This window comes from Ignavibacteriales bacterium (assembly GCA_026390775.1).
GTDB lineage: Bacteria > Bacteroidota > Ignavibacteria > Ignavibacteriales > Melioribacteraceae > Fen-1258.
On sequence record JAPLFF010000008.1, the window covers coordinates 146,435 to 172,577 of the forward strand.

Sequence of the window (26,143 nt, forward strand, 5' to 3'; positions counted from 1 at the left end):
TTTAAAATTAAACTGAATAAGTTGTTGATGCGGTTTTTCCGCCGTGTCCCGTCCAATTTGTATGGAAAAATTCTCCGCGCGGTTTATCAATTCTTTCATAAGTATGCGCACCAAAAAAATCCCTTTGCGCTTGCAACAGATTAGCGGGTAATTTTTCAGTTCGGTAACCGTCAAAATAATTTAACGCTGTTGTCATGGAAGGAATCCAAATTCCATTTAGAACAGAAGCGGCAACGACTCTTCTCCAAGCTTCTTGAGAACTTTCAATTTTCTCTTTGAAGAATGGATCTAACAATAAATTTGAAAGTGCCGGATTTTTATCGAATGCTTCTTTGATCTTGCCGAGAAATACTGAACGAATGATACAACCGCCGCGCCACATCAAAGCAATTCCGCCATTGTTTAAATTCCATTTGTATTCTTCCGCGGCAGCTTTCATCAACACGTAACCTTGAGCATAAGAAACTAGCTTCGAAGCAAATAACGCTTTGCTAATATCTTCGATGAACGCTTTTTTATCACCTTCAAATTTCGGTTTTGGTCCGTGTAATATTTTTGATGCTTCAACTCTTTCATTTTTCATTGCAGAAAGATTACGGCCAAAAACTGCTTCCCCGATTAAAGTTAAAGGAACACCGGCATCAAGCGAAGCATTCACAGTCCATTTACCTGTTCCTTTTTGTCCTGCCGTATCTAAAATTTTATCAACCAACGGTTTTCCGTCTTCATCCTTGAATGCAAGAATATCTCTTGTAATTTCTATTAGATAACTATTCAACTCGCCTTTATTCCATTCCTTAAAAACTTCATGCATTTCATCTGCAGACATTCCAAGCAAGTTGCGCATAATTAAATATGCTTCGGTAATTAACTGCATGTCGCCGTATTCAATTCCGTTGTGAACCATTTTAACAAAATGTCCCGCACCGTCTTCACCAACCCAGTCACAGCACGGAGAACCGTCTTCAACTTTTGCAGCGATTGATTGAAAGATAGGCTTAACAAATGGCCATGCAGCTTTTGAACCACCAGGCATAATTGACGGACCTTTTAATGCGCCTTCTTCTCCGCCGGAAACTCCAGTGCCGATGAACAACAAACCTTTGCTTTCCAAATATTTTGTTCTTCTAATTGAATCCGTAAAATGTGAATTACCGCCATCAATAATAATATCGCCTTTATCAAGATGAGGAACTAGCATTTCAATTAGATCATCCACGGCTTGCCCGGCTTTTACCATCATCATAATTTTTCTGGGTGAGCTTAAACTATCAACTAATTCTTCAATCGAATGAGCACCAATAAATTTTTTTCCCTTACCGCGTCCGTTTATAAAATTATTTACCTTGTCAACAGTTCTATTATATACAGCTACAGTAAAGCCATGACTTTCCATATTTAATACAAGGTTTTCTCCCATTACGGCAAGACCTATCAAACCTATATCTGCTTTATTCATATTATGTTATTCCTGTTTCTAAATTAAATAATAAAATTCAACCTTTGTCCCACAAAGTTTAAGTATAAAAATTTTTGCAATCAAATATTCAATGACCAGAGGTGTTTTATATCTTTTTAAATATATTTATTAGTGGGTTTTTAATTCGATTCTATCACACTTGTACCATTACCAATTGAAGTAATGTATGTTTTCAAATTCAGATTAAATTTTTGTTTATACTTCTCAGAAATAATTTTCTTAGTCTCATCTACAACATTATTTTCTATCAGATTAATTGTACACCCACCAAATCCTCCGCCCATCATTCTTGAACCGTAAACACCGGGATTATCCGTTGTAAGCTCTACCAAATAATCTAATTCTTTACAGCTTACTTCGTAATCTTTGCTTAATCCTTCATGAGTTTGATACATTAACTTACCGAACGACCTTAAATCTTTTTTATTCAATGATTCACATGCTTTCATCATTCTGTCATTTTCTTCCACTACATATTTGCAACGTTGGAATATTTTTGAATCCAATTTATTCTTATAATCGTTTAACATCGTTAAAGTTACATCTCTCAAGCTTTTAATTTGAGAATGATCTTTTTTTATTAACTCAACTCCTTCAGTGCATTCCTTTCTTCTTTGATTATATTCTGATGAAGCTAAAGAGTGTGAGACGCCAGTATCAAATAAGACAATAGAAATATCTTTGTAATCGAAAGGGAAATAATCATACTCAAGCGAGCGGCAATCAATGCGAAGTACGTTCCTGGACTTTCCAAAAATATTTATGTACTGATCCATTATACCGCAATTAACACCAACAAATTCATTCTCTGCTTTCTGAGCAAGTTTAACAAGGGAAAGTTTATCTAATCCTAAATTGAAAATGTGATTGAGTGCGAATGCTAACCCCGCTTCAATAGCGGCTGAAGAAGACATACCCGCCCCGATCGGAATATCCCCGCCGAAGACACAATTGAATCCTTTGAGATTACAGCCAAGTTTTAAAATCTGATCAACAACACCCATCAAATAATTTGGCCAATGTCTTTCTGTAAACTGCAAACTGTTGACTGCAAACTCAAAATTTTCATTCATATCAAGAGCAAATAAATTACACTTCTTATCATCACGCGAAGAGATTGCAAAATAAATTGCTTTATCTATTGAGGCGGGAAGAACAAATCCTTCATTATAATCAGTATGTTCTCCTATTAAATTTACTCTTCCGGGTGAGCGGACAAGCAGCGGTTTCTCATTAAATAATTCTTGGAATTTTTGCGAGACAAGTTTGGATAACATAATTTCTTAAATTTTAGTTATTACAACTTATTTAATATCTGTTTTGATTACAATTATTTCATGAAGATGCACAACAAATTAAAATGTAGAGACGGGATATATCCCGTCTTTACAACATAGATTGTTTCGTCGTCAAGGATTTTTTGATGTTAAGAACCTCACCCCATCCCTCTCCTTATAAAGGAGAGGGTGCCCGGTTAATCCGGGCGGGTGAGCTTGCCCGCGTCTTTTTGGCTGGGTCAAGAAAACGGTTGACTAAAATTTTCTTTTACACTAAGTTGAAGCAGTACCAATAACGCTTCTATAAATGGGGTACTTTGTTTGGGAAATTGAGAACAAAGAAAATAGATTTCTGCAAAGGTTAATAGGTTAAAAAAGCTGATTGTGCAAAGGACGATAGATATGCACACACTATTTTTAAATTGTAAGAAATTAGATTGTTTTGTAATAAATTGGAACGTAGATATGCAACTGCATGCATATCTATGTTCTTTGGCTAATAATTTCATGCAGTATAAGTAATAGTTAGGCATTACATTATGAATAAGGTTTCTTTTTTATTAAAAGTAAAAAAACACAGCATTTTAATTGTGTCTCTCGTCAGCATTTGTTTGCTTATAACAGAAGCAAATCTTGTTTCATTTTCATTGTGGCTTATTTTGCCAGCTTGGATTACTCTTGGTATTTGTATTGCAATCCGTTTCAGTTCAATTCCAAATGAAAGTCCTTATAAAAAAGCATTTTACTTATTGTGTTTACCATTACTTTTCTATTTTGGGTTTTGGGAAACAGCATTTCGCGATTTGCTAAATTTGATTTTTGAACCATCTTTTCAACACTTATTAAATTTTATAACAAATAAACCATTCCTTGTTTTAATTATACTTTACCTTGCCTTCGTATGTTTTTTCCAAAGCATCGAGCTTCAAAAACAACGGGATAGTCTTGAGAGATACAAAAAGCAATTTATGGAACAACTTCATCAAGACTTCACGGAAAAAAATATTGAATAATATCATTTATTAAATTGTGCATTATGAAAGATCCTAAAAATGAGTTGAGAGACTACTTACAAAAACTTATCCGACGGTTGCTTTATATAAAGGGCTTGAATAAGCAATTAATATTATTAAAAGAATGGGAGACACCATCTAGAATAGTTGCGTTAGAGATTGGTTCATATTTTTTTAAACTCGTCGGATATAGTTTCTATCGAACTATATTAATTGAATTATGTATGCTTCTTGATGACCGAGAAGAAAAGTGTATTGTTGATTGGTTAAATAAAGCTAAAGAACACGCGAAAGCACTTGAGCCAACCATTTATAATTCCGATAGTGGGAAAAGGGAAATAATAAATCCAGAACCATATCATAAGATTATAATTGAGCAGCAAGAATTAATTAATTCAATAATGGAAATAATCAGTAATATCAAAGGGCGACGAGATACTACTTTAGCTCACTCTGACGCAAAATATTTTAATAATCCTGAAGACACCTATGAGAAATTTCCTTTAACTAATACTGATATTGAACGTGTTATAGAAACAGCAACTCAAATATTACGAATGCAACACGTTTATTTGTTTGAATCCGATTTAGATATTCAAGTTCACGCAACCAGCAATATAGATACTATTTTATGGCATACACGTGGATTTAAAAGAGTTTGGCAAGACAAAAGAGCAAAATCACTTTATCCATATTTTTATAAACTTGATGATTATGAAGAAAAATTGAAAGAACATTTAACTAAAAAAGCGTAAACGCCTAACATGTTCTTCAAGCTGTTACACAGTCTGCTTTCTTGTTTTCCAAAACATTAATCCGCCGAATAAAAACATTACCGCACCCCACCAAATATTAGGATGTGTTTCACTAAGAACAGTTGCTCGTTCCGGCGGATTAATAATTTGAAATATCCCGGTTAGAAATATTATTCCGCCCATTGCTAATAAAATTAATCCAACAAAAAACCAGATCGGTTTCATTTTATGTTCTGTCATTTTATAATCTCCTTTTACCAGAATAATAAGTTTAAGATAACTAAAACTATCAAAGCAATAATTGCAACAAACTCGGGACGTTTTACAAACGGCAAATGCTGATCGTGTTTTTCATCAGTCAATCCTTTAACTAAACCAACCAATTCCTCTTTCGGTTTTCTCTTTGTGAAGAGACTAATTACAATTGTAACAACTGCACAAATAACCCAAGCCCACCAAGCCCGCCAAAAATTTGCAGCCATATCACTTTGAACGCCGGACATTGTAATTATACTTTCATGGAACCAATGAAACTTTACAGCCATCCACATAAAAAATGATGAAGTCATTCCTGTTACAAGTCCCCAGAAAGCGCCGTTAGGTGTTATCCACCATACAAACATTCCAAGAAGCATTGTTGCAAATAGCGGTGCGTTCACCCAAGAAAAAATTGCCTGCATGTAATCCATTATACTTGGAAAACTTTTTGCCCAGTATGCTGTGCCGAGAGAAATTAAAACTCCAACAATTGTAGAAACGCGCCCCATCCAGAGCAAATGTGAATCCGTAGCTTTTTTATTCAAAACTGATTTATAAATATCGTAAGTCCAAACAGTGTTGAACGCGCTGATGTTCCCCGCTTGCCCCGCCATGAACCCGGCTAGCAATGCCGTTACACCTAATCCGACCAAACCGGAGGGATAATATCGTGCGATCAAAAGAGGAAGTGCAGAATCATAATTTACTTGTCCTCCATCATTTAATAATTTAAATCCGCTGTTAGGATCAATCGAAAGTGCAATAGCTATTAATCCGGCAAGTATAACTAGAAACGGTAAAGCCATTTTAAAAAATGAAGCAAGCAACGGTGTCATTCTTGCTGACCGCAAATCTTTTGCAGAGAATGCTCTCTGCACAACAAGAAAGTCTGTAGTCCAATAACCGAACGATAAAACAAATCCAAGTCCAAGGACTATTCCGCCCCAATGAATGAACATTCCGTTTTGCATTGGGTTGGAAGATGTTGACCAAAGAGTTGTTAATGAGACTTGAGAACTGTATTCATTTATCCTTGCCATAATTTCTTTTAAGCTTCCTATCTCAAGAATTCCAAAAATGGAAACGAGAAACAATCCAAACCAGATCAAGAAGAATTGAATTATCTCAGTAAAGATTGCGGACATTAATCCGCTTAATCCCACATAACATGCGACAGTAATTGCAGAAGCCCACATGGCGTAATCCCAATTCCAACCGAGAAATGTATGAAGCACAAGAGCCATTGCGTAAAGATTTATTCCGGAAACAAGCAGCGTCATAATTGCAAAAGCAATTCCGTTAAGCACTCTTGTCTTTTCATCGAATCTTAATTTTAAATAACCCGGAACTGATTTGATCTTACTACTATAATAGAAAGGCATCATGTAAATACCGAGGAAGAGCATTGCAGGAATTGCACCGATCCAATAAAAATGCGCAACGTACATTCCGTATTTAAAAGTATTGCCAGTCATTCCTAATAGTTCAAGTGCCCCAAGATTGGCTGAAAGAAATGCGAGACCGGCAACCCAGGAAGAATTTTTCCTTCCGGCAAGAAAGAAATCTTCTTCGCTCTTTGTGAATTTCCTTAGATACCACCCGATGCCGAGAACAAATGCAAAGTAGATCAGGATAATTACCCAATCAATAAATGTTAGCCCAATTGCTTGCATAGATTTTCCTTATAGCGTTGAAAGAAATTATTATTCTAATGTTTACAATTATTGATAACGTTTAACTATAACGGCAGAAGCTTCTCCTCCGCCAATACATAAAGAAGCTAATCCATATTTTGAATTTCTTTTTTTCATTTCGTACAGAAGTGTTGTCATTATTCTTGCACCGCTTGCGCCAATCGGGTGACCCAATGCAATTGCACCGCCATTAACATTTACATTATCAGAAGATAATCCCAATAATTTACTAACTGCTAATGATACAACTGCAAACGCCTCGTTTATTTCGAATAGATCAATGTCGGTAAGTTTTATCTTTGCTTTTGCCAAAACTTTATTAATCGCATCAGCCGGAGCTGTGGTAAATTCAATAGGCAATCTTGCGGCTGAACTCTGAGCAACTATCTCTACTAAAGGTGTATATCCAAGTTCTTTTGCTTTTTCTTCACTCATAATTAATAAAGCCGCAGCACCGTCATTTAACTTCGATGCATTCGCAGCAGTAACCACTCCATTTTTATCAAACGCGGGACGTAGTGAAGATATTTTTTCAAAATTTACTTTTTCAGGTTCTTCATCTTTTGTTACAACAGTTTCTCCCGTCTTCGATTTTATTTTTACTCCAACAATTTCATCATTAAACTTTCCTTCTTGCTGAGCATTGATTGCACGCTTGTAGGAGAGAACAGCAAATTCATCCAATTGTTCTCGTGTAAAGTTGAAATCTTTTGCACAAGCTTCAGCACAATTACCCATATGAATATTGTTATAGACATCAGTAAGTCCGTCAACTAAAATGGAATCATAGATAGAAGAATTACCTAAGCGGTAACCGTTGCGAGCATTCTGTAAAATGTAAGGTGCATTAGACATACTTTCTTGTCCGCCTGCGATAATTACATTTGCATCTTCACAAATAATTGCTTGATGAGCAAGCATAACAGCTTTCAATCCGCTGCCGCACATTTTATTTATAGTTAAACATTCTGTTTTTTCAGGAAGACCTGCAAACAACGCCGCTTGGCGTGCTGGTGCTTGACCTAATCCGGCGGCTAAAACATTCCCCATAATAACTTCATCAATATTATTCTTATCTATTTTAGATTCTTCAAGAAGAGATTTGATAACAATACTTCCTAACTGCGGCGCACTGAAACTGCTTAACGATCCGTTAAACGATCCGACTGGAGTTCTCTTAGCGTGTGTAATAACTACTTTTTTCATGTTATGCCTATTTTATGTTTATATAATTTAGAACCGATTTTAACTGGTTTAATTTAAGTAAAGTTGATTTTTTATTTCACAATAATTTTTCTCTTTCGAGGATACAATAACTTTAATTCTTTCTACTCTTTTTTGGTTTGAACAATCCGTCTTCAATTGAACCGCTGAAACATAGATCAACAACTTCTTTATCGGCAATATTTAATGATCGTATAGATTTTGAATTCAAAATCTTATGGTGTTTAATTGTATAAAGGTAATCTCCGATGAATTCTAGGTCATCATCGGTTGTCATCCAATTATATTTATCAAATCTGGAAAGATTAACCGGATTAGAATAAGAGCGCAAAGATTTTTCACCTAATGTGTTAAAATAAAATTCGAAGTAAGAAATTATTAATTCTCTTAAAGAACGGTAAACCGGTTCTCTGAACCGCAAAAGGGTTGTGTTTGATTTTGCAACTGCACCAAAACAATTGTTCTGTTTATAAATTGCGATTACATGGTCATCGTCATTTTCAGCAACAAGATCTACGATAAGCGGTTTATGTCCCATTGATCTTAAAATCGCTGCAGCAAATAGAGCTCCCTCAAAACAATTTGCTTTTTGTTTTAAGAATACATTCTTAGGAGAGTTCGTTACATATTCTGAATTGTAAAGTGACCCATTTAAGAATATTTGTATATCAATCGGTTTCTTAAATTGTTTTGCAAAATTCAATTTGTTATTCATTATTCCCTATAGTTTAAGATTATCAATTTTCAGTATTATATAATTTTTGATATTCACTTTGAAGTAAACTACAAATTGGACCCGGAACACCGCCATTAATAATATTTCCGTCAATCTCAATAACAGGAGTTACCTCAGCCGTCGTACTAAGCAGAAGTATTTCATCAAAATGGTTTAGTTCGGATAGTTTAATATCTCTTTCCGTATATCTAATTCCTAACTTCTTACATAATCTCAAAACAATTCCGCGGGTGATGCCGGGAAGTATTAAGTTACTAAGAGGTGGAGTGATCAACTCACTATTTTTGATAAAGCATACATTCGTTTGAGTTCCTTCAGTTATGAAACCATTGCGGTGCCAAATAATTTCAGTCAATCCATTCTTTACTGCTCTTTGTTTTGTTAAAATATTCGGTAATAAGGAAATTGTTTTTATATCACAGTGCATCCATCTTATATCTTCTTCCAGTCCAACTCTAACACCGTTTTGCATCTCTTCATGTCTGGCAGGAAATTTTTCAACATACATAAAAACTGTCGGTTCCATATTATCGTTAAAATAATGTCTGCGCGGAAATTGTATCCCTCGTGAAATCTGGATATATGCTATTGATAACTGATCATCCAGATTATTCTTCTGAATAAGTTCGTATAAAATTTTTTCTACGTTTTCAAAAGCCGAAAAAGAAATTTCAATTTTCTTCAAGCTGCTTTTTAGACGATCAAGATGTGTCTTATATTCAAAAAAGAATTTCGGGTAATATCTTATTACTTCGTAAACTCCATCTCCAAATTGAAAAGCTCTGTCAAATGGAGATACTGTAACATTTTCCAGATCTAAAATCTTACCGTTATAAAATACCAGCATACTCTACCGGACATCAGTTGTGTCATAATGAATTAACTAAGTAATTCTAAGAATAAATTAAGCTATACTTGATTATAAATTCAAATGGTTTGATCGAATTTTTAAGAACCGTTATCTTATATAATCTGTGATTAGATTTTCATTGTTAACAAAACAATTGAGTTTTGTATCAGAAAAAGTTAATTATAGATAGAAAAATAAACGGTGATTAAATGGAATTAGCAAAAGTTGAAGGAACAATTGTATCCACAGCAAAATCGGAAAAACTTCACGGCTACAAATTACTTTTACTTAATCTGATTAATCCGGATATGAGTTCATCAAATAATTATGTTGTAGCGGTTGATGCTGTTGGTGCAGGAGAAGGCGAAGTTGTTATTGTTGTTCGCGGAAGTTCTGCCCGTCAAGCGGAAAAACTTACTAATGTTCCAACCGATTCGAGTATTGTTGCAATTGTAGATTCAGTTGAATTTAAGGGTAAAGTAGTTTTTAGAAAAAGTTGAGCTAATTTATGAAACTCGGTAGAATTCAAGGAAAAGTTTGGGCAACTGTAAAAGATCCTAAATTAAATAATTGCACTCTATACATTCTTCAACCGGTTGACGAAGATGAAAATCCAATTGGTATGGCACAAGTTGCAGTTGATACCGTGAGCTGCCGCGAAGGTGATTTAGTTTACTGGGTTGGCGGTGGAGAAGCAACATTCGCTTTCCCTGATAGACAAATACCAAGCGATGTTACAATTGTTGGTTTAGTAGATAGACTGGATTTGAAAAAATTATGATCCTCGGCAAAGTAATCGGAAGTATTGTTTCTACAATCAAACACGATTCCTATAGAAATAAAAAAATCATGCTTGTTCGTCCTATAACTCCAGATGGTAAATTGAAATCCGGAACAATGGTTGCAATAGATACTGTCCGTGCCGGTGAAGGAGATACTGTACTTGTAATGTCTGAAGGAAGAAGCACAATGGATATTCTTGAATTAAAGAATCGTGAACCTTTAAGAAGTATAATCGTTGGAGTTGTTGATAGAGTTGATATAATTTCAAGTCAAAATAAAAAATAGAATAAGATCAAATAAAATCTTCTCTGTAAGGTGTAAACACATCTATTAACATACTTTCTTCTAATGCAGTAACACCGTGATCAAGATTTGGCAGCACAAGAAATACATCGCCTTCTTTCATAATTTTCTTCTCATCATTTATAGTAACTTCAAACGAACCTTTAACCAAATAACTAATTTGTTTATGCGGGTGTTTATGAAGGTTACCTACACCTCCTTTTTTAAATTCAACAGCAACAAGCATAATATCTTTTTCATAACCTAATATTTTTCTTCTAACTCCTTCGCCTACGTTTTTCCATTCGTGATCTTTGCTAAAAATAAATCCGGTCATTCCGAACTGATATTCCATGAAGTTCTCCGTTATTAAGAAATATTTCTTATCAAAAGTAATGATTAAAGATTCAATGCCGCATCTTTATCTAAATACCAATTCAGTTTTCCATTAATTGGTTTAATATATGCGGCAGGAAATGAATTTGATATTTGTGCACTATTTATTATATCTGAAACAACTTTTGATTTATTCTTTCCGGTAACAAAAAAAATAATCTGCGATGAGTTGTTGATTATTGTCCCGGTTAGTGTAATTCTTTTTTGAAATGTCAACGGATGAATTGCTGTCTCACAAATCCTTTCAGACTTAATCAAATGAAGTTGGTCCGGAAAAATTGATGCAGTATGTCCATCGCTTCCTATTCCAAGCATTGTTAAATCAAATGATGGTAAGTTATTTCTTTCCGGAACAATATTTTTTATAACTGAAGAATATCGTTCTGCTTCTTTCAACTGATCATTCTCACCTTGAATTCTGTAAATATTTTCTGCCGGTATTTGAATTTTGTCAAGCAGATATTGTTTTGTCATTCTGTAATTGCTGTCGCTGTCGGTCGGTTGTACACATCTCTCATCTGTCCAGAAAAAACAAATGTTCTCCCATTTGATTTTCTTTTTATATTTTTCTACAAGTTTATTAAAAAATATTTTAGGAGTATTCCCGCCTGAAAGAGCTACATAAAAATTTTTCTTATTGCGGAGATATTCTTCACTCATTCTAAAGAAATCTTCAGCTAAACATTCAGCAGCGTTTTCAGTAGTAGAAAATATTTTTATGTCTGGGTTTTTAGAGATCATTCATTAAAGATGTTAGAAAAGTATTTCAAAAATTATTATAGCTCGCAATAATTTCCATCATCAGCAAGATTTTTACATGGATAGCGCCATGTTTTATCTTCAGCAATCAAATCGTCTGCTTTATCAGGTCCCCACGTTCCTGCCGGATAGCCATGGATTTTTATGTTACTATTATTTCCCCAAGCTTTTTGAATCGGTTCTACAAATTTCCACGCAGCTTCAACTGCATCTGCTCTTGTATACAAAGTTGAATCACCAACCATAGCATCATAAAGAAGTCGTTCGTACGCACCCGGAACATGAACATTTGATAAATCCGAATAATGAAAATCCATGTTCACATTTTTAACATTGAAACCGGCACCGGGAACTTTCATTCCAAATTTTAACAGAATTCCTTCATCAGGTTGAATACGAATTATAAGTTGATTACTTGAATTACCCTCTTCTTCTTTTGAAAATAAATAATGCGGTGTTGGTTTGAAATGAATTACGATTTCTGTAACACGTGTAGGAAGTCTTTTGCCTGCGCGGACATAGAATGGTACTCCGCCCCATCTCCAATTATCAATATAAAATTTGACAGCAACAAATGTTTCTGTTCGGGATTTCGAATCAACGCCTTTTTCTTCTCTGTATCCGGCAACTTTTTCACCTTTTATTTTTGAAGAAATGTATTGACCCCGTATAACATTTTTATCAACATCTTCTTCTCTAAAAGGACGGAGTGATTGAAAAACTTTTAATGTTTCATTTCGAATTGAGTTTGAATCAAATGTTGAAGGCGGTTCCATAGCTGTTAAACCGACCATCTGCAGTAAATGATTTTGAACCATATCACGAAGAGCACCGGATGAATCATAATATCCGCCTCGGCTTTCAACTCCAATACTTTCGGCGGAAGTTATCTCGACATATTGGACATAATTTCTATTCCAGAGCGGCTCAAATATTCCATTTGCAAATCTTGTAACTAATAAATTTTGTACAGTCTCTTTTCCAAGATAATGATCTATTCTGTAAATCTGTTCTTCATTAAACGTTTCATGTAATTTTAAATTTAATTTTATTGCCGAAGTTAGATCATAACCAAAAGGTTTTTCAAGAATTAGTCTTCTATACCCATCACATTCTTTTTGAAGCTCAACCGATCCAAGATTCCCGGCTATTTGTTCATACAAAATTGGCGGAGTTGCTAGATAGAATAAATAATTTCCGCCGGTTTGATGCTCAGAATCAAGTGATTCTAATTTTCTTTTTAATAATTCAAAATCATTAACATACTCTGTATTTATAGAAACATAGTATAATTTTTCGAGGAATTGATGAAGTGTTTCATTGTTATAATTTTTATTCCCGGAGAAATTCTTTAAACCTACTTCCATTTTTTTCCGGAAACTCTCATCAGTCATTTCTGTTCTCCCCACACCAAGAACTACAAATTTATTAGGAAGAAGATTTTGGTTTAGCAATTCAAAAATTGCCGGAATTAATTTCCGATTGGTAAGATCGCCTGAAGCGCCAAATATTACTAAAATACAATCAGCAGGTTTTTCCATAACAATTTTTCTTCCAAGTTAATACTTTAATAAATTGCTCTTTTTCATCAGTTTGTACAACTTGATCTGTAAATTTTCTCTGTTTTATTAAGTCTTAATTTATGGATTAAAGTTATAACTTATAAATGTTAATTTGAAGAACTAAACTATTGAATTAAAACAATGATATATTTCCATTAATACGGTAAAAAAAGTAATGTATATTATTATATAAACTGATTTTGTTTGAATCAAAAATCTAATAAATTCAATACATAAAAAAAAACAAAGGTGAAAATATGAGATTTAATAAATTCTTTATAGCAGCAATTTCATTTCTAATAATTCTTTCAATTACAACAATTGCTCAACAAGAAAATAAACCGAGACAAAGTCTTAAAGCCAGTGTCTCTCAAAGAATTGGAGTTGACAACGATATTACAATCATTTACAGCAGACCTGGTGTTAAAGGAAGAAAAATTTGGGACGATCTTGTTCCTTATGGATTAGCTCCGGGTAATAAAAACTCCAACAATAATCCTTTTCCATGGAGAGGCGGCGCTAACGAAAATACTACAATTGAATTTGGTAAAGATGTAACTGTTGAGGGAAATAAATTACCGGCAGGAAAATACGGTCTTCATTTTATTCCGGGAGAAAAAAATTGGATAATTATTTTTAGTAAGAATAACTCAAATTGGGGAAGCTTCACTTACAATCAAAAGGATGATGCTCTTCGAATTACCGTTACTGCAGCTAAAGCCCCGTTTGAAGAATGGCTTACTTATGGTTTTGATGATTTAAATGGTAATTCTGCAACAGCATTTCTGAAATGGGAAGAATTAAAAGTTCAATTTAAAATTGCGACAGTTAAATAAAAATTAATTCCTAATATTTTAATTAAGATACATATGAGACAAAGTTTATTTACACTTAAGCAAGATATAGTTGAGGTTGGAAGAAGAATGTATGCCCGCGGGTATGTTGCCTCGAATGACGGCAATATAAGTGCGCGTCTTGATGAAAACAAATTTTTAGTTACTCCAACAGGCGTCAGCAAAGGGTTTATGAAACCCGAAGATCTAATTGTTGTTAACATGGAAGGAAAAGTATTATCAGGAATTAAGAAACCTTCTTCTGAAGTTTTCATGCATATCCAAGTTTATAAAGACAGGCCCGATGTTAACAGTGTTTGCCATGCTCATCCACCTTATGCTACAGGATTTGCAGTTGCCGGAATACCATTAGATAAATGTGTTCTTCCCGAAGTGATTATAACGCTAGGATCAATTCCACTTATTGAATACGGCACTCCGGGAACGGAAGAACTTTACCGTCCGGTAACAAAACTGTTAAAAGATTACGATGCATTTCTTCTTGCAAATCACGGTGCACTTACAGTAGGTACAGATGTAATTAATGCTTATCACAAAATGGAAACGCTGGAACATTTCGCACAGATTGCTTTTGTTGCTAACCAGCTTGGTTATCTCAATACACTAAATAAAGAACAAGTGCAGAAACTGAAAGATCAAAGAGAGAAATTTGGAATAAGAACTACAGTCGGATGTGTTACCAGTGAAGATGACTCGCGCTCTACAGAACATACGCCGCAATCAAATATGATGAATGATGATCTCATAAAAAAAATAACAGATGAGGTGTTAAGACAAATTCGTAAATAATTTTTTAAGAGTCGTATTACTTCTTTTAATAATAAATGATTCTGAGCTTATTTATTTTTTAAGTATTTAATTAATCCACCAATAGAATAAAATAAAACTGATTGCGAATTAAGATTGAGATTCCAAATTAATTTTCCATCTTTATTATCAATTTGAATTAAACCATTTACTTTTTCATTACCATCGGTTGCAATCCCGATTCTTTCGAGTGCGCGTTCAGTCCAAATCACATCAATTTTACTTCCCAGTACTTGAATCCTTGTGTCTGCTACCCGATTCATTTTGAACATTCCCCGCAGAGGATGGAATTTAATTTCTTTTTTGTTAAAAGCTTTTTCAAAATGCCCATTCAGCACCAGATCTTCGGGAGAATCAACTTCTATTTTTTGATCTTTTGTTATGAGCCAAATTACATCAGCAGTTTGTAATGCAAGATCGAGATCATGAGAAGAAAAGATAATTGATTTATTAAACTGTTTAATCAAATACCTGAGCATATTCAAAATTTCAATTCTGGTTGGGATATCGAGAAATGCAGTTGGTTCATCTAAAAGAATTATGGAAGTATCTTGGGCAAGAGCTCTTGCAATCATAACTTTTTGTTTGAACCCGTCGCTAAGTTCGCTAAACAATTTTTCTTTGTAAGGAGTTAAGCCGGTTATTTCTAAAACATTATTAATTACCTTATGATCCTTCCCGCTTAACATTCCCAGCCAATTGTTGTGAGGATAACGACCCATACTAACAACAGAATGAACAGACACCTCTCCAATATTTAAATTATCAGTCAGCACAATGCTCAGGGCTTTTGCCAGTTGAGATCTTTCGTATGAATTGATTGATTTTCCATTTATAAAAAAATCACCTTTGATTGGTTTTTGAACTCCGGTTAAAGTTCTTAATAATGTTGATTTCCCAAAACCATTTTGTCCGAGCAGACAGATTAATTCTCCACTTTCAACTGACAGATTTAAATTATCTAACAATATTAAATCGGTAGATTTTTTTCTCTTATAACCAATAGCTAAATCTTTTGTATATAATATTGTAGTGGATTCCATCATATTATTCCATTGCAAAAGAGTGTTTAACTTTTCTCTGTTGAATAATAATCCAGATCACTACAGGTGCGCCAACAAGTGAAGTTACTACGTTAATTGGAATGGTCTGTTCGTGCCAGATTAATTGTGAGATGATATCACAAAGAAGTGCAAGAATACTTCCAACGAGGCAGACAGCTGGAATTAATATTTTATGATCGAACTCACCTAAAGTTTTTCTCGTAATATGCGGAACAGCTATTCCGATAAAAGCAATCGGACCGCAGAACGCAGTAATAACACCGCCGAGAATGCCAACAGCAATAACAATTAATAATCGTATTACTTTTATATTGACTCCCATGCTTATTGCATAATTCTCTCCGAGCAAAAGAAGGTTCAATGATTTTGATAAAAGGAAAGCTATAACAAGACCGATTAAAATTATTGGGATTAGAAGGAATAAATCATTCCAGATTACATTCCCAAAATTACCCATGCCCCATATTACATATCCTTGCAGATTTTCCGGCGAGCTAAAATATTTTAATATACTTTCCAACGCGCCGATTATATATCCGAGCATCAAACCGAAAATTAGTAATGTAATATTGCTGCTTACTTTCTTTGAAACAAAAGTTATTAATAATAATATCACTGCCGCACCAATTCCAGCGGCAATAGTAATACCAATTTTATTTAATAATCCGCTTAAGAAAAACAGATTTATACCTATCGAACCGGCGGTTAATACTACTAACGCAACGCCAAAGCTCGCACCGGAGCTTATCCCAAGAACAAATGGATCTGCCAACGGATTTCTAAAAAAAGTTTGCATTAATAATCCGCTAACCGAAAGAGCACTTCCCGCAAGAATTGCTGTTATTGCTTTTGGAATTCTAAATTCGATTATGATTGTATTCCAAACTGGATTTCCGGAAGATGAACCTGTTAATATGCTCAACGCTTCACTAAACGGTATTCTCACTGAACCAAGAACTATATCAAAAAAGAAAGATAGCCCTAGTAATAGAAAAAGAAATGCAGCAATATTTTTTTTTCTTTTTAGAATAGACATTAATTATTCCGAAATTCTTTTATAATATTTGAATTTATATTCCCGCAATAGTTCAGGGTGAAATATTTTTATTAGATCACTTAATACCAGATCGCAATTGATAACACCTGTTTCCCAATATTCATAAAAACCGAATTTGTTTAACGAAGCGTTGTTGTTATAAATATTTTTTGTACGGAACGCTTTAAATTTAGAATTACGCGGATCATTTTTTAGAACATCACTTTGTTTATTCCAAAAAAGAACGTTCACCCAAAAATCAGCATCGTGAGCTTTTTCAAAAATTTGTTCATAATTCAGTTTAAGACTTCCTGTTGATTGATCTTGTTTCCACAAATATTCCGCACCTGCATCGTTTAATAATTTTGACATATAACTATTCCCGCCGGGTTCGTACCAAACTCCTCCTAATTCTGCTTCGGTAAACACCGTAGGTCTGAAAGTAATATTTTGAGTAAGCTTGATCAGTTTGTTGTAACGTTCCGAAATACCATCAAAAACATCGTTGGCTTCTTTTTCTTTATCGAAAAATGCTGCTATAAATTTTATCCATTCAGCTCTTGCCAAGGGAGAATTTTCTAAATGAAATGTCCCCGATGCAATATGAATTCCATTTTGAATTAGTTTTGGATCGCCATCAACATTTGGATTGCCATTACCATAAGTGAACAACAAATCAGGTTTGAGACTAAAAACTTTTTCAATATTTAGACTGCGAGAATCGCCAACTTCAGTAATTTTTCCGCTCTCAATTAATTCTCTTGCTTTTGCTGAACAGATATATTTTGAATTATCTACTGCGAGAATTTTGTCTGTCAGATTTAGTTTATCAAGAAATCCAACATAAATAGAAGTTAAAACTATTGCGGTATTGATAGGCGTCCTAATTACTTGTGCATGTTCATAACCTTTAGGGATACTAACATTTTTAGGAAGTAGGAGATATTGAAATATTTCTTTTCTGCTTATATCAGGGGCAAAAACATTAATTACTTTTGCACTATCAAGATATTTTATTTCAAAACTTTTAGAGTATTCAATCTTTAACTGATCCTTGTAGATTGATTTATTGTTCTGTTTATTTTTAATTGAGTTGTCGGAAGTTTTTGAATCGGTACAAGAATTGAAGAAATAAATAAGACCAATAAGAATTACAATTCTAATATTTCTGAAAAGATTCATATTACTTTAATCACTTTAAGAATTCAAAAAAAATCGCTGGTATAAAGTTTTAGAAGGATTTAAGTATGTTGTTAAGATATAAATCATTCTTAGCTTTTTTACCCGAAAGCATTCGATTAAACAATAACGGCAGGTCTTCTGACTCGCTTCCTTTTACCGGCCTTCACATTCCTTAAATGGAACATTGACCAAGGTTGGTAAACAGTTTCGATGAAGCTTACAGCAGCGGGTACTGTTAAGGATTTTCACCTTATTCCCTTTTAACTCAATTGCAAGAAATGCAATGGACGACCATTATTTGTATGCGAAATATATATTTATCTTATTCTTCGAACAAATACTTTTAATTTCATCTTACTTTACTTCTTGCTTTTTTTTATTCAAAAGAAAAATGATCGATCGCTTTTTTGACTTTACAATAATGGAAGCGTGAAAATAAATTTACTTCCTTTCCCGGGTATGCTTTCAATCCATATTTTACCATTGTTCCGTTCAACAAACTCTTTACATAGGATTAATCCTAATCCAGATCCACTTTCGTTTTCTGTTCCGGTTTTAGAGCGAGTTAAGTCCAGCCTAAAAAGATTATCAATTGTATTTTGATCCATTCCAACGCCGGTATCTTGTACCCCGATTTGTACAGAAGTTCCTTGTCGAATTGCATGAACATTTATTGATCCACCTTTATGACTAAACTTAATTGCATTTGTTAAAAGATTTCGCATCACTGTATTGAGCATATCTTCATCTGCAGTAACAAATAAATCGGATGCAATTTCGTGGAAAAGCTGAATCTGTTTTTTTTCTGCGGTCTTGCTTAAAAAAACTAAATTATCATCTACAATTTTCTTTAGTTCAATCTTTTGAGGATTAAACTCTATTCTTCCAGTTTGGGATCTTGACCAATGCAAAAGGTTTTGCAGTAAATGATGAGACATCTCGGCAGATTTTTTCATCTCCTGAATATAGAAAAGTCTTTCTTCATCAGAGAGATCAGAATAGTCAGAAAGCAATAAATCAGAGAACCCAAGAATTGTTATGAAAGGATTTTTGAGATCGTGGGCAATGATCGAGAAAAATTTGTCTTTGGTTTGGTTGAGCTGCTTAAGTTCATCCGAATATATTTTTATATCATCAGCACTTCTTTTTCTCTCTATTACCTGAGCAATTTGTTCCGATACGAAAGTTAGGATCTGCATTTCTGCTTCGCCATAGGCTTTTTCGTTTTCGTAATCTTGTACTACAATTACTCCAATAGTTTTGCCGCCAATTTTAAGAGGTACACCAAGCCAAACGGGTGATTGTGAACCGATTAATTCTATTTCTCCCGATTTTCTTAACTCGGTATCCTTTTGAAAATCAACAAGAACTGCTTGACCGGTTCTGAGAACATATTCTGTTAATCCTCTTCCTAGTTTTTTAGGTGGTAAAGGAGGATCGTACTCATCAACCCAATATGGAAAAGAAAGTTGTACATTTTTCTCATCATATAGAGCAATGTAAATATTTTTTACTTGCATTAAAGAGGCGATAACTTGATGAATTTTTTTATAAAGGGCGTACATATCAGAAGCAGTATAAGCAGCTTCAGAGATTTCGAAAAGCGCTTCCCGAAGTAATTCCGCTCTTTTACTTTCAGTAATATCAGATGCAATTGCAACCACAACATCTTTGTTCAAGTATCTCCCACGAGTAAGGCTGACCTTCTTGGGGAATATCTCACCATTAAATCGTTTACCCCAAAACTCAAATTGCTGCGGTTTTCCAGAGAATGTTTTTTGAACGTGCCCAAATATTTGTTCCAAGTTGTTCAATCCCGGTGCAGAAAGGAACTCGGGAGTTTTACCAATAAAATAGTCGCGAGGATACCCGTACATCTTTACAGCACCATCGTTAACATCCAAGAATTTTCCATCTATATCTTGAATATAGATTGCTTCTGTCACAGCATTGAATAATCCTCTATAAGATTCTTCAATTTCCTTCAATGCTTTTATATCAAGCGGAACGTTTTTACTATTTTTTTTAGGAGCCATAATAAACTCCAAATTAGTGGATTTAAACTCAGATGAATATAGATTTTCGCTTTGTGATAAGCAAAGAGAAATACTAATTGGATAATGTTCAGGATATTTGTTAATAAAACAGATCCATAAGCTGTATAAAGAATTTGGAAATGTTTACTAATTTTTACTCAACTTTAAATGAATGAACTTTTCGATAAGGACAATCATCAGATCAGTTTTAGAATTTCCTGGCATTCGAATAGAGTTATAGTTAAAACAGTTGTTTTTATTTCATTTGAAATAAATGGTCAATTAGTTTGAACAATATCTCTTACTTTATCAGTTATAGTTCTAAAATCAATTTTACCACTGCCTGTTTTTGGCATTTCAGGTAAAACCACAAACTTGTAAGGTAAAGCAATACTCGGAAGTTGTTCAGACATTTTTTTCAAAATTGTTTTTTCATCTAGTGCTTGTGTAACTGCTGCAACAATTCTAGCGCCACGAATTGCATCCGGTACTTCAACAACACAGCATTCAATTTCCGGTGGTAATAATTTTTCGAGAACGTCTTCAACTTTTATTAATGAAATCATTTCTCCGCCAATTTTCAAAAACCGTTTTAATCTTCCGACATGCCACAAATAACCATCAGGATCCATATAGCCCATATCACCTGTATCATACCAGCCATTACGAATGCTTAGAGAAGTTTGTTCAAAATCATCAAAGTAACCTTTCATAACATTATCACCTTTAACTAAAATTTTACCAATCTCACCAGATTTGCAAGCAGCACCGGTTTCATAATTCTCAACTCTAACTTGAACACCTTCAATAGTTCTGCCAACGCTTCCGGGTCTATTAAATTCAAAATTATTTACAGTAATAGCAGGACTGGTTTCTGTTGCACCATATGCTTCAAGTAATACTTTATTGTGTCCTCTAATAAATCCTTCTCTTAGAGAATCAGGACATTTATCAGCCCCTGTTAAAAGAATTCGTACCGATTCAAAATCACCCGGTTTTGAATTTCGAAGATAACCCCAGAAGAATGTTGGTGTGCCGGCAACTAAAGTTGTTTTTTCTTCACGTATTATGTCGCAGATTTTTTTAAAGTCGAGTGGATTAGCATAAGTGACTATCGTCATTCCTATAGCCATCGGTACCCAAAGATTTGCTGTCTGTCCAAATGAATGAAAATACGGAAGGTTAGCCAGGAATATATCATCAGTTGAAAAAGCAAAAGCTTTTATAAGACTTTCATAATTAGAAGAAATATTTTTATGTGTAAGCTGAACTGCCTTTGGATCTTTTTCACTGCCGCTTGTAAACAGTATTACCAATGTGTCGTCTTCATTTCCTTCATGAATACTTTTGAGTATCCTTTCTGTTGACGCACCTGCTTTAATAGCGGCTCTTAATTTGTTAAATATAGTAACCGTCTTCATGATATCTTCGATGTAAACCATTCCTTCTATATGAGGACAATTAATTTTTTGACAAAGTGCTCTTGAAGTTATGATTGTTTTAAATGCACATTTTTTTTGAGCATACAGACAATTTAATCCAGCACCAGTTGAATAATTAATCATTACCGGAATTCGTCCGCTCATAAGAGTAGCAAGAACTGAAAGAACAGTTCCGGCGGAATTGGGCATCATGATACCTAAAAAACCCGCCGGATAATTTTGAAATTTCTTTGTGAGAATCAAAGAACCGATGAGTGCCTTCTTGTATGTTACCCGGCGGTTAAGAGTTTTATCAATAATAGCGAGTTTTTTTTCATACTGTTTTGCAATTCTTACAAACTGTTGATGAAATAACATTGTCACTCCATTTATTTTTTTGAGTTACAAATAACTAAAACAGTAATTCTATATCTATTACGGTACAATCAGTATAGATTTTATCATACCAACTCAGGTTAGATAAAACATAGAGATGGACTAACCCAGTACCGCAAGACACATTTTTTTTCCCTCTAAGAATTGTAGGATCAATATGAGATTTTAATTTTAAGTTAGCAATAAGGGAAATCAGGAAAAAAATTTAACCACCGGTAGCAAAACCAGGATACAATGTCATTCCGCCATCAACATAAATACTTGTTCCATTTATATAGTCCGCATAATCAGAAGCGAGCCATGCAGCAACTCTGCCAATGTCTTCAACTTCCCCGATACGTTTGTAAGGAATTAATTTCATCAATTCATTATAAGCTTCCGGCGTATTCCATGCGCTGGTATTTATGGGCGTTCTTATTGCACCGGGAGAAATACTATTTACACGGATTCTAGATGGGGCAACTTCTTGAGCTATACTTTTCATCATCATCATAATTCCACCTTTAGAAGCCGCATAATTAACGTGACCTGCCCAAGGTATAACTTCGTGAACTGAACTTATGTGAATAATTTTTCCGGCAGCACACGAAATTTCGGGAATTATTCCCCTTCTTTTAAATTCCTTCACAGCTTCACGCGCACAAAGAAATTGTCCGGTTAGATTAACACTAATTACCTTATTCCATTGATCGAGAGTCATTTCATCAAACGGCGCATCTCTTTGAAGTCCCGCATTATTGATTAAAATATCAATCGTGTTAAATTCCATAATCATTTTTGCGAACATTTCTTTAACATCATCTTCATTCGAAACATCCGCGTAATGTGCGTATGCATTTACTCCGCAATTTGTTTTTAATTGTTCGACAAGTTCAAACGCAGCTTTTTCATCGCCAACATAATTTACAACTACATCCGCTCCGGCTTTTGCAAGTTCAATTGCAACTCCTTTTCCAATACCTGAATTAGCGCCTGTTACTAATGCTCTTTGTCCCTTTAGCATTTTTACTTCTGAACAAGCGGGCATTACTACTTGTGGTAATTTTTCATTTTTTTCGTTTGTCATAAAATCCTCTTTACTTTTTCTTTGGCTGAAGAATTTTTGCTATCAATCCGGTCCATCCGGTTTGGTGTGAAGCACCGACGCCTCTTCCGTTATCACCGTGAAAATATTCATGGAATAAAATGTAATCTTTAAAGTGAGGATCGTTTTGAATTTTACTATTGTAACGGAATACCGGACGCAATCCGTTTTCATCATTCAAAAATATTTTTGATAATCTGATTGCAAGCTCATCCGCAGCGTCTTTTATCGTAACAAAATTTCCGGAGTTTGTCGGGCATTCTATTTTAAAATCATCACCATAGTAATGATGAAATCGGTAAAGTGATTCAATGATTAAAAAATTTACAGGGAACCAAACTGGTCCGCGCCAATTTGAATTACCTCCAAATAATCTACTATCGGATTCTGCCGGAGTATATTTAACTTCAAATTTTTCCCCGTCCAGATTTAATTCATAAGGATTTTGTTCGTAATATTTTGAAAGAGAGCGTATTCCATAATCCGAAAGAAATTCTGTTTCATCCAGCATCCTCTTTAACAATTTTTTCATCCGATGACCACGAAGTAAGGAGAGAAGTCTTCTTTGACCTAAACCCGGCTCATTCCAATGAGAAACTAATTCTGCCATTTCCGGTTTATTGGTAAGAAACCAATTAAGTCTTGCTTCAAACTCAGGTACGTGTTTTAATAAATCTGGATCCAAAACTTCGACGGCAAATAATGGAATCAAGCCAACCATAGAGCGAACTTTTAAGCGGTGAATTGTATCATCTATGTGGAGTGCATCATAATAAAATCCATCTTCGTCATCCCACAGGCCAATACTTTTGTTTCCCATATTTGTCATTGCTTGAGCGATGTATAAGAAATGTTCTAAAAATTTTGTAGCCAAATCTTGATAGATCGGTTTGGTATTAGAAAGTTCAAGAGAAATGCGAAGCATATTAAGCGAGAACATTGCCATCCAGCTTGTGCCATCTGATTGATCTAAACGGCCGCCAGTTGGAATTTGAGAACTTCTATCAAAAACACCAATGTTGTCTAATCCTAAAAATCCGCCTTGAAAAATGTTGTGCCCATCGTGATCTTTTTTATTTACCCACCATGTAAAGTTCAAAAGAAGTTTATGAAAAACTCTCTCAAGAAAATCAATATCGCTCTTGCCTTGTAATTTTTGATCAATCTTATAAACGCGCCAAGTTGCCCAAGCGTGGACGGGCGGGTTAACATCAGAAAAATTCCATTCGTATGCCGGAAGCTGTCCGTTTGGATGCATATACCATTCACGTGTAAAAAGCACTAACTGTTTTTTAGCAAATTCGGGATCAATCATAGAGAAAGGAATGCAGTGAAAAGCTAAATCCCAAGTAGCATACCAAGGGTATTCCCATTTATCTGGCATGGAAATGATATCAGCATTATTCAGATGAAGCCAATCTTTATTTCTTCCTTCTTCTCGCTGCTTAGGCGGTTTAGGTTGCCCTTTGTCCCCGTTAATCCATTCTTCAACATCATAATAATAAAACTGCTTACTCCATAACATTCCTGCAAAAGATTGCCGTTGAACATTCTTAGCGTCTTCACTTTTTATTTCTATTTGAATATCAGTATAGAATTCATCGGCTTCATTTTTTCTCTCGTCAAATATTTTGTCAAAATCTTTGAATGGGTTTAGAATAGAATTCTTAACTAATCTCAGATTTACTGATTTGAATGAACCGCCTTCAATTTCCAAAGAATAATTACAAGCCGCTTTAGTTCCGGTTTTAGATGGATTAACAGAAGCTGTATTCTTTTGTGTGATGTAGTCGTTGATTCCATCTTTGGGATAATCTGTGATATTTTCTACTCCATACAGACATTTGAAATTTGTTTCGTTTTCACAGAACAATATTTCCGGATTTTCATCGTAATATAAATTGTATTCCCCTAATTCTTGGTGAACCAGTTTGATAGAATTATTTTCGGTTAAGAACAATTCCGGTTTTCTGTTATCTTCTCCCCATAGCCAAGTATTTCTAAACCAAATTTGCGGAAGAAGATTAAGTTCAGCTTTTTCCTTGCCGCGGTTGTGCGAAGTAATTTTTATTAGAATATCTTCCTCAGAATTTTTTGCGTACTCAACAAACACATCAAAATATTTATCTTCATTGAAAATTCCAGTATCTATTAATTCATATTCCGGATCAACTTTTGTTCTTCTATTATTCTCCTCAACAAGTAATGAATAAGGAAATTCGGTTTGCGGATACTTATAGAGCATCTTCATATATGAATGAGTGGGAGTATTGTCGAGATAGTAATAATACTCTTTCACATCCTCGCCGTGGTTTCCTTGATCTCCTGTTAAGCCGAAGTATCTTTCTTTAATGATTGGATCTTTTTTATTCCAAAGTGCGACTGAAAAACAAATCAATTGGCGGTTATCGCTTATACCGGCAATTCCTTCTTCTCCCCAGCGGTAAGCTTTGCTGCGCGCGTCACTGTGAGATATATATTCCCATGCTGTTCCATTTGGACTATAATCTTCTCTTACTGTGCCCCATTGTCTGTCGGTTAAATATGGTCCCCATTTGCGCCATAGTTTCCCGTCACTTTTAATTGACTGTAATCTTTCTTTTTCTTTTTTCATAAGTTTTTATTTTCAAATTAACAATGAGTCCTAAAATGTTTGTCTATTTTTGGACTGTGCCTATCCAAAACTTCATCTAAATATAAAGCACTTAATTCGTGCTTAATCTATATTTTTGTCCTCCTTAAAACACATATCATAAATCATTATGCTCAAATCTTTACTCTATTTTTTTGCCTCTGTTGATTCAAATCTAAGACTCAACTACAACTTGAGATGAATTTACTCGGGAAGATAATATAAATATTAACTCTCTTCCTTTCGAAGCCTTTATTATTTTTTAGGATAATTTTTGTGTGGGTTTATTTGGAGACGTACTACTAAATATTTTAAACTTTTTATATGTGGGGATTTGGTTGTCGTAGGGAATAATTTGTTCTCCATCAGTCTCTTCTGGTAAGCAAAATAAATGTTTTATGTACGACACTCACCAAATTGCGCCCAATAAAGAATTTTTCTATCTATTATATAGGCTTCGATCAGTAATAAATTTTCAGAAAAATCTAGAAAACAAAATTCACTTGCTATAGTAGAGGTTTTATTTTTTCTGACGGAGAGTCTGGGATTCAACTACTTCACT

At 34.4% G+C, this 26,143-nt stretch carries 24 protein-coding genes and 1 riboswitch; of the genes, 7 read left to right on the forward strand and 17 right to left on the reverse strand.

Features of this window, described 5'->3' with window-relative positions:
* Positions 1 to 7 precede the first annotated feature (7 nt).
* Entirely contained in the window at positions 8 to 1,459 is a 1,452-nt protein-coding gene (gene gnd, locus NTZ27_13245; protein MCX6175711.1) for a decarboxylating NADP(+)-dependent phosphogluconate dehydrogenase, read from the reverse strand.
* Between the two features lie 140 nt (positions 1,460 to 1,599).
* Complete coding sequence (locus tag NTZ27_13250; protein MCX6175712.1) at positions 1,600 to 2,757, reverse strand: galactokinase; 1,158 nt, start codon at positions 2,755 to 2,757, stop codon at positions 1,600 to 1,602.
* 539 nt (positions 2,758 to 3,296) lie between these two features.
* Here NTZ27_13250 and NTZ27_13255 point away from each other — a divergent pair.
* Positions 3,297 to 3,770 carry a hypothetical protein gene (locus NTZ27_13255; GenBank protein ID MCX6175713.1) on the forward strand — a complete coding sequence of 158 codons (474 nt, stop codon included), beginning with the start codon at positions 3,297 to 3,299 and terminating at the stop codon, positions 3,768 to 3,770.
* A 23-nt stretch (positions 3,771 to 3,793) separates the two neighbouring features.
* A complete protein-coding gene (locus NTZ27_13260; GenBank protein ID MCX6175714.1) occupies positions 3,794 to 4,525 on the forward strand; it encodes a hypothetical protein in 732 nt (243 codons plus the stop codon).
* A gap of 24 nt (positions 4,526 to 4,549) precedes the next feature.
* Here NTZ27_13260 and NTZ27_13265 read toward each other — a convergent pair whose 3' ends face one another.
* From NTZ27_13265 to NTZ27_13285, 5 genes are all read right to left on the reverse strand, one after another.
* Positions 4,550 to 4,765 carry a hypothetical protein gene (locus tag NTZ27_13265; protein MCX6175715.1) on the reverse strand — a complete coding sequence of 72 codons (216 nt, stop codon included), beginning with the start codon at positions 4,763 to 4,765 and terminating at the stop codon, positions 4,550 to 4,552.
* 14 nt (positions 4,766 to 4,779) lie between these two features.
* Positions 4,780 to 6,456, reverse strand: coding sequence for a sodium:solute symporter family protein (locus NTZ27_13270; protein MCX6175716.1), 1,677 nt, complete (start codon positions 6,454 to 6,456; stop codon positions 4,780 to 4,782).
* 48 nt (positions 6,457 to 6,504) lie between these two features.
* On the reverse strand, positions 6,505 to 7,683 hold the full coding sequence (locus tag NTZ27_13275; protein MCX6175717.1) for a thiolase family protein: 1,179 nt from the start codon (positions 7,681 to 7,683) through the stop codon (positions 6,505 to 6,507).
* A 112-nt stretch (positions 7,684 to 7,795) separates the two neighbouring features.
* Positions 7,796 to 8,416 carry a hypothetical protein gene (locus NTZ27_13280; protein ID MCX6175718.1) on the reverse strand — a complete coding sequence of 207 codons (621 nt, stop codon included), beginning with the start codon at positions 8,414 to 8,416 and terminating at the stop codon, positions 7,796 to 7,798.
* A gap of 22 nt (positions 8,417 to 8,438) precedes the next feature.
* A complete protein-coding gene (locus tag NTZ27_13285) occupies positions 8,439 to 9,284 on the reverse strand; it encodes an aminotransferase class IV (protein ID MCX6175719.1) in 846 nt (281 codons plus the stop codon).
* Positions 9,285 to 9,496: 212 nt separating this feature from the next.
* On the opposite strand from NTZ27_13285, the gene NTZ27_13290 reads away from it, so the two are divergent.
* From NTZ27_13290 to NTZ27_13300, 3 genes are read left to right on the forward strand one after another with little or no spacing between them, the layout of a single operon-like run.
* On the forward strand, positions 9,497 to 9,787 hold the full coding sequence (locus NTZ27_13290) for a EutN/CcmL family microcompartment protein (protein ID MCX6175720.1): 291 nt from the start codon (positions 9,497 to 9,499) through the stop codon (positions 9,785 to 9,787).
* Between the two features lie 8 nt (positions 9,788 to 9,795).
* On the forward strand, positions 9,796 to 10,068 hold the full coding sequence (locus tag NTZ27_13295; GenBank protein ID MCX6175721.1) for a EutN/CcmL family microcompartment protein: 273 nt from the start codon (positions 9,796 to 9,798) through the stop codon (positions 10,066 to 10,068).
* Complete coding sequence (locus NTZ27_13300) at positions 10,065 to 10,355, forward strand: EutN/CcmL family microcompartment protein (protein ID MCX6175722.1); 291 nt, start codon at positions 10,065 to 10,067, stop codon at positions 10,353 to 10,355. The genes NTZ27_13295 and NTZ27_13300 overlap by 4 nt, the downstream gene beginning before the upstream one ends.
* A gap of 7 nt (positions 10,356 to 10,362) precedes the next feature.
* Here NTZ27_13300 and NTZ27_13305 read toward each other — a convergent pair whose 3' ends face one another.
* Genes NTZ27_13305 through zwf form a run of 3 tightly spaced genes read right to left on the reverse strand, consistent with a single transcriptional unit; the run spans position 10,363 to position 13,048 of the window.
* The gene (locus NTZ27_13305) at positions 10,363 to 10,707 is read right to left on the reverse strand and encodes a cupin domain-containing protein (GenBank protein ID MCX6175723.1); all 345 of its coding nucleotides are present in this window, start codon (positions 10,705 to 10,707) and stop codon (positions 10,363 to 10,365) included.
* A gap of 44 nt (positions 10,708 to 10,751) precedes the next feature.
* Entirely contained in the window at positions 10,752 to 11,489 is a 738-nt protein-coding gene (gene pgl, locus NTZ27_13310; GenBank protein ID MCX6175724.1) for a 6-phosphogluconolactonase, read from the reverse strand.
* 35 nt (positions 11,490 to 11,524) lie between these two features.
* Positions 11,525 to 13,048, reverse strand: coding sequence for a glucose-6-phosphate dehydrogenase (zwf, locus tag NTZ27_13315; GenBank protein ID MCX6175725.1), 1,524 nt, complete (start codon positions 13,046 to 13,048; stop codon positions 11,525 to 11,527).
* 278 nt (positions 13,049 to 13,326) lie between these two features.
* Here zwf and NTZ27_13320 point away from each other — a divergent pair, with 278 nt between their 5' ends.
* Complete coding sequence (locus NTZ27_13320; protein ID MCX6175726.1) at positions 13,327 to 13,905, forward strand: DUF2911 domain-containing protein; 579 nt, start codon at positions 13,327 to 13,329, stop codon at positions 13,903 to 13,905.
* A gap of 33 nt (positions 13,906 to 13,938) precedes the next feature.
* Positions 13,939 to 14,712 (forward strand): class II aldolase/adducin family protein, encoded by a 774-nt coding sequence (locus tag NTZ27_13325; GenBank protein MCX6175727.1) that lies wholly within the window; start codon positions 13,939 to 13,941, stop codon positions 14,710 to 14,712.
* A 47-nt stretch (positions 14,713 to 14,759) separates the two neighbouring features.
* Here the strand turns inward: NTZ27_13325 and NTZ27_13330 are convergent, their stop codons facing one another.
* The 7 genes from NTZ27_13330 to NTZ27_13360 form a co-directional block, all read right to left on the reverse strand.
* The gene (locus NTZ27_13330) at positions 14,760 to 15,773 is read right to left on the reverse strand and encodes an ABC transporter ATP-binding protein (GenBank protein MCX6175728.1); all 1,014 of its coding nucleotides are present in this window, start codon (positions 15,771 to 15,773) and stop codon (positions 14,760 to 14,762) included.
* Positions 15,774 to 15,777: 4 nt separating this feature from the next.
* Positions 15,778 to 16,830 (reverse strand): iron ABC transporter permease, encoded by a 1,053-nt coding sequence (locus NTZ27_13335; GenBank protein MCX6175729.1) that lies wholly within the window; start codon positions 16,828 to 16,830, stop codon positions 15,778 to 15,780.
* A 3-nt stretch (positions 16,831 to 16,833) separates the two neighbouring features.
* Positions 16,834 to 18,012 (reverse strand): ABC transporter substrate-binding protein, encoded by a 1,179-nt coding sequence (locus tag NTZ27_13340; protein ID MCX6175730.1) that lies wholly within the window; start codon positions 18,010 to 18,012, stop codon positions 16,834 to 16,836.
* Positions 18,013 to 18,122: 110 nt separating this feature from the next.
* Positions 18,123 to 18,323: riboswitch (cobalamin riboswitch) on the reverse strand.
* A 102-nt stretch (positions 18,324 to 18,425) separates the two neighbouring features.
* Complete coding sequence (locus tag NTZ27_13345; protein MCX6175731.1) at positions 18,426 to 20,048, reverse strand: ATP-binding protein; 1,623 nt, start codon at positions 20,046 to 20,048, stop codon at positions 18,426 to 18,428.
* A 278-nt stretch (positions 20,049 to 20,326) separates the two neighbouring features.
* On the reverse strand, positions 20,327 to 21,847 hold the full coding sequence (locus NTZ27_13350) for an AMP-binding protein (protein MCX6175732.1): 1,521 nt from the start codon (positions 21,845 to 21,847) through the stop codon (positions 20,327 to 20,329).
* Between the two features lie 223 nt (positions 21,848 to 22,070).
* Entirely contained in the window at positions 22,071 to 22,931 is an 861-nt protein-coding gene (locus tag NTZ27_13355; GenBank protein MCX6175733.1) for an SDR family oxidoreductase, read from the reverse strand.
* Positions 22,932 to 22,941: 10 nt separating this feature from the next.
* Complete coding sequence (locus NTZ27_13360) at positions 22,942 to 25,563, reverse strand: glucosidase (protein ID MCX6175734.1); 2,622 nt, start codon at positions 25,561 to 25,563, stop codon at positions 22,942 to 22,944.
* Positions 25,564 to 26,143: the final 580 nt, after the last annotated feature.

What these genes read in the sequence shown, in the direction of transcription:
- gnd (MCX6175711.1), bottom strand. Translation starts at nt 1,459, where the DNA reads ATGAATAAAGCAGATATAGGTTTGATAGGTCTTGCCGTAATGGGAGAA.
- NTZ27_13250 (MCX6175712.1), bottom strand. Translation starts at nt 2,757, where the DNA reads ATGTTATCCAAACTTGTCTCGCAAAAATTCCAAGAATTATTTAATGAG.
- NTZ27_13255 (MCX6175713.1), top strand. Translation starts at nt 3,297, where the DNA reads ATGAATAAGGTTTCTTTTTTATTAAAAGTAAAAAAACACAGCATTTTA.
- NTZ27_13260 (MCX6175714.1), top strand. Translation starts at nt 3,794, where the DNA reads ATGAAAGATCCTAAAAATGAGTTGAGAGACTACTTACAAAAACTTATC.
- NTZ27_13265 (MCX6175715.1), bottom strand. Translation starts at nt 4,765, where the DNA reads ATGACAGAACATAAAATGAAACCGATCTGGTTTTTTGTTGGATTAATT.
- NTZ27_13270 (MCX6175716.1), bottom strand. Translation starts at nt 6,456, where the DNA reads ATGCAAGCAATTGGGCTAACATTTATTGATTGGGTAATTATCCTGATC.
- NTZ27_13275 (MCX6175717.1), bottom strand. Translation starts at nt 7,683, where the DNA reads ATGAAAAAAGTAGTTATTACACACGCTAAGAGAACTCCAGTCGGATCG.
- NTZ27_13280 (MCX6175718.1), bottom strand. Translation starts at nt 8,416, where the DNA reads ATGAATAACAAATTGAATTTTGCAAAACAATTTAAGAAACCGATTGAT.
- NTZ27_13285 (MCX6175719.1), bottom strand. Translation starts at nt 9,284, where the DNA reads ATGCTGGTATTTTATAACGGTAAGATTTTAGATCTGGAAAATGTTACA.
- NTZ27_13290 (MCX6175720.1), top strand. Translation starts at nt 9,497, where the DNA reads ATGGAATTAGCAAAAGTTGAAGGAACAATTGTATCCACAGCAAAATCG.
- NTZ27_13295 (MCX6175721.1), top strand. Translation starts at nt 9,796, where the DNA reads ATGAAACTCGGTAGAATTCAAGGAAAAGTTTGGGCAACTGTAAAAGAT.
- NTZ27_13300 (MCX6175722.1), top strand. Translation starts at nt 10,065, where the DNA reads ATGATCCTCGGCAAAGTAATCGGAAGTATTGTTTCTACAATCAAACAC.
- NTZ27_13305 (MCX6175723.1), bottom strand. Translation starts at nt 10,707, where the DNA reads ATGGAATATCAGTTCGGAATGACCGGATTTATTTTTAGCAAAGATCAC.
- pgl (MCX6175724.1), bottom strand. Translation starts at nt 11,489, where the DNA reads ATGATCTCTAAAAACCCAGACATAAAAATATTTTCTACTACTGAAAAC.
- zwf (MCX6175725.1), bottom strand. Translation starts at nt 13,048, where the DNA reads ATGGAAAAACCTGCTGATTGTATTTTAGTAATATTTGGCGCTTCAGGC.
- NTZ27_13320 (MCX6175726.1), top strand. Translation starts at nt 13,327, where the DNA reads ATGAGATTTAATAAATTCTTTATAGCAGCAATTTCATTTCTAATAATT.
- NTZ27_13325 (MCX6175727.1), top strand. Translation starts at nt 13,939, where the DNA reads ATGAGACAAAGTTTATTTACACTTAAGCAAGATATAGTTGAGGTTGGA.
- NTZ27_13330 (MCX6175728.1), bottom strand. Translation starts at nt 15,773, where the DNA reads ATGGAATCCACTACAATATTATATACAAAAGATTTAGCTATTGGTTAT.
- NTZ27_13335 (MCX6175729.1), bottom strand. Translation starts at nt 16,830, where the DNA reads ATGTCTATTCTAAAAAGAAAAAAAAATATTGCTGCATTTCTTTTTCTA.
- NTZ27_13340 (MCX6175730.1), bottom strand. Translation starts at nt 18,012, where the DNA reads ATGAATCTTTTCAGAAATATTAGAATTGTAATTCTTATTGGTCTTATT.
- NTZ27_13345 (MCX6175731.1), bottom strand. Translation starts at nt 20,048, where the DNA reads ATGGCTCCTAAAAAAAATAGTAAAAACGTTCCGCTTGATATAAAAGCA.
- NTZ27_13350 (MCX6175732.1), bottom strand. Translation starts at nt 21,847, where the DNA reads ATGTTATTTCATCAACAGTTTGTAAGAATTGCAAAACAGTATGAAAAA.
- NTZ27_13355 (MCX6175733.1), bottom strand. Translation starts at nt 22,931, where the DNA reads ATGACAAACGAAAAAAATGAAAAATTACCACAAGTAGTAATGCCCGCT.
- NTZ27_13360 (MCX6175734.1), bottom strand. Translation starts at nt 25,563, where the DNA reads ATGAAAAAAGAAAAAGAAAGATTACAGTCAATTAAAAGTGACGGGAAA.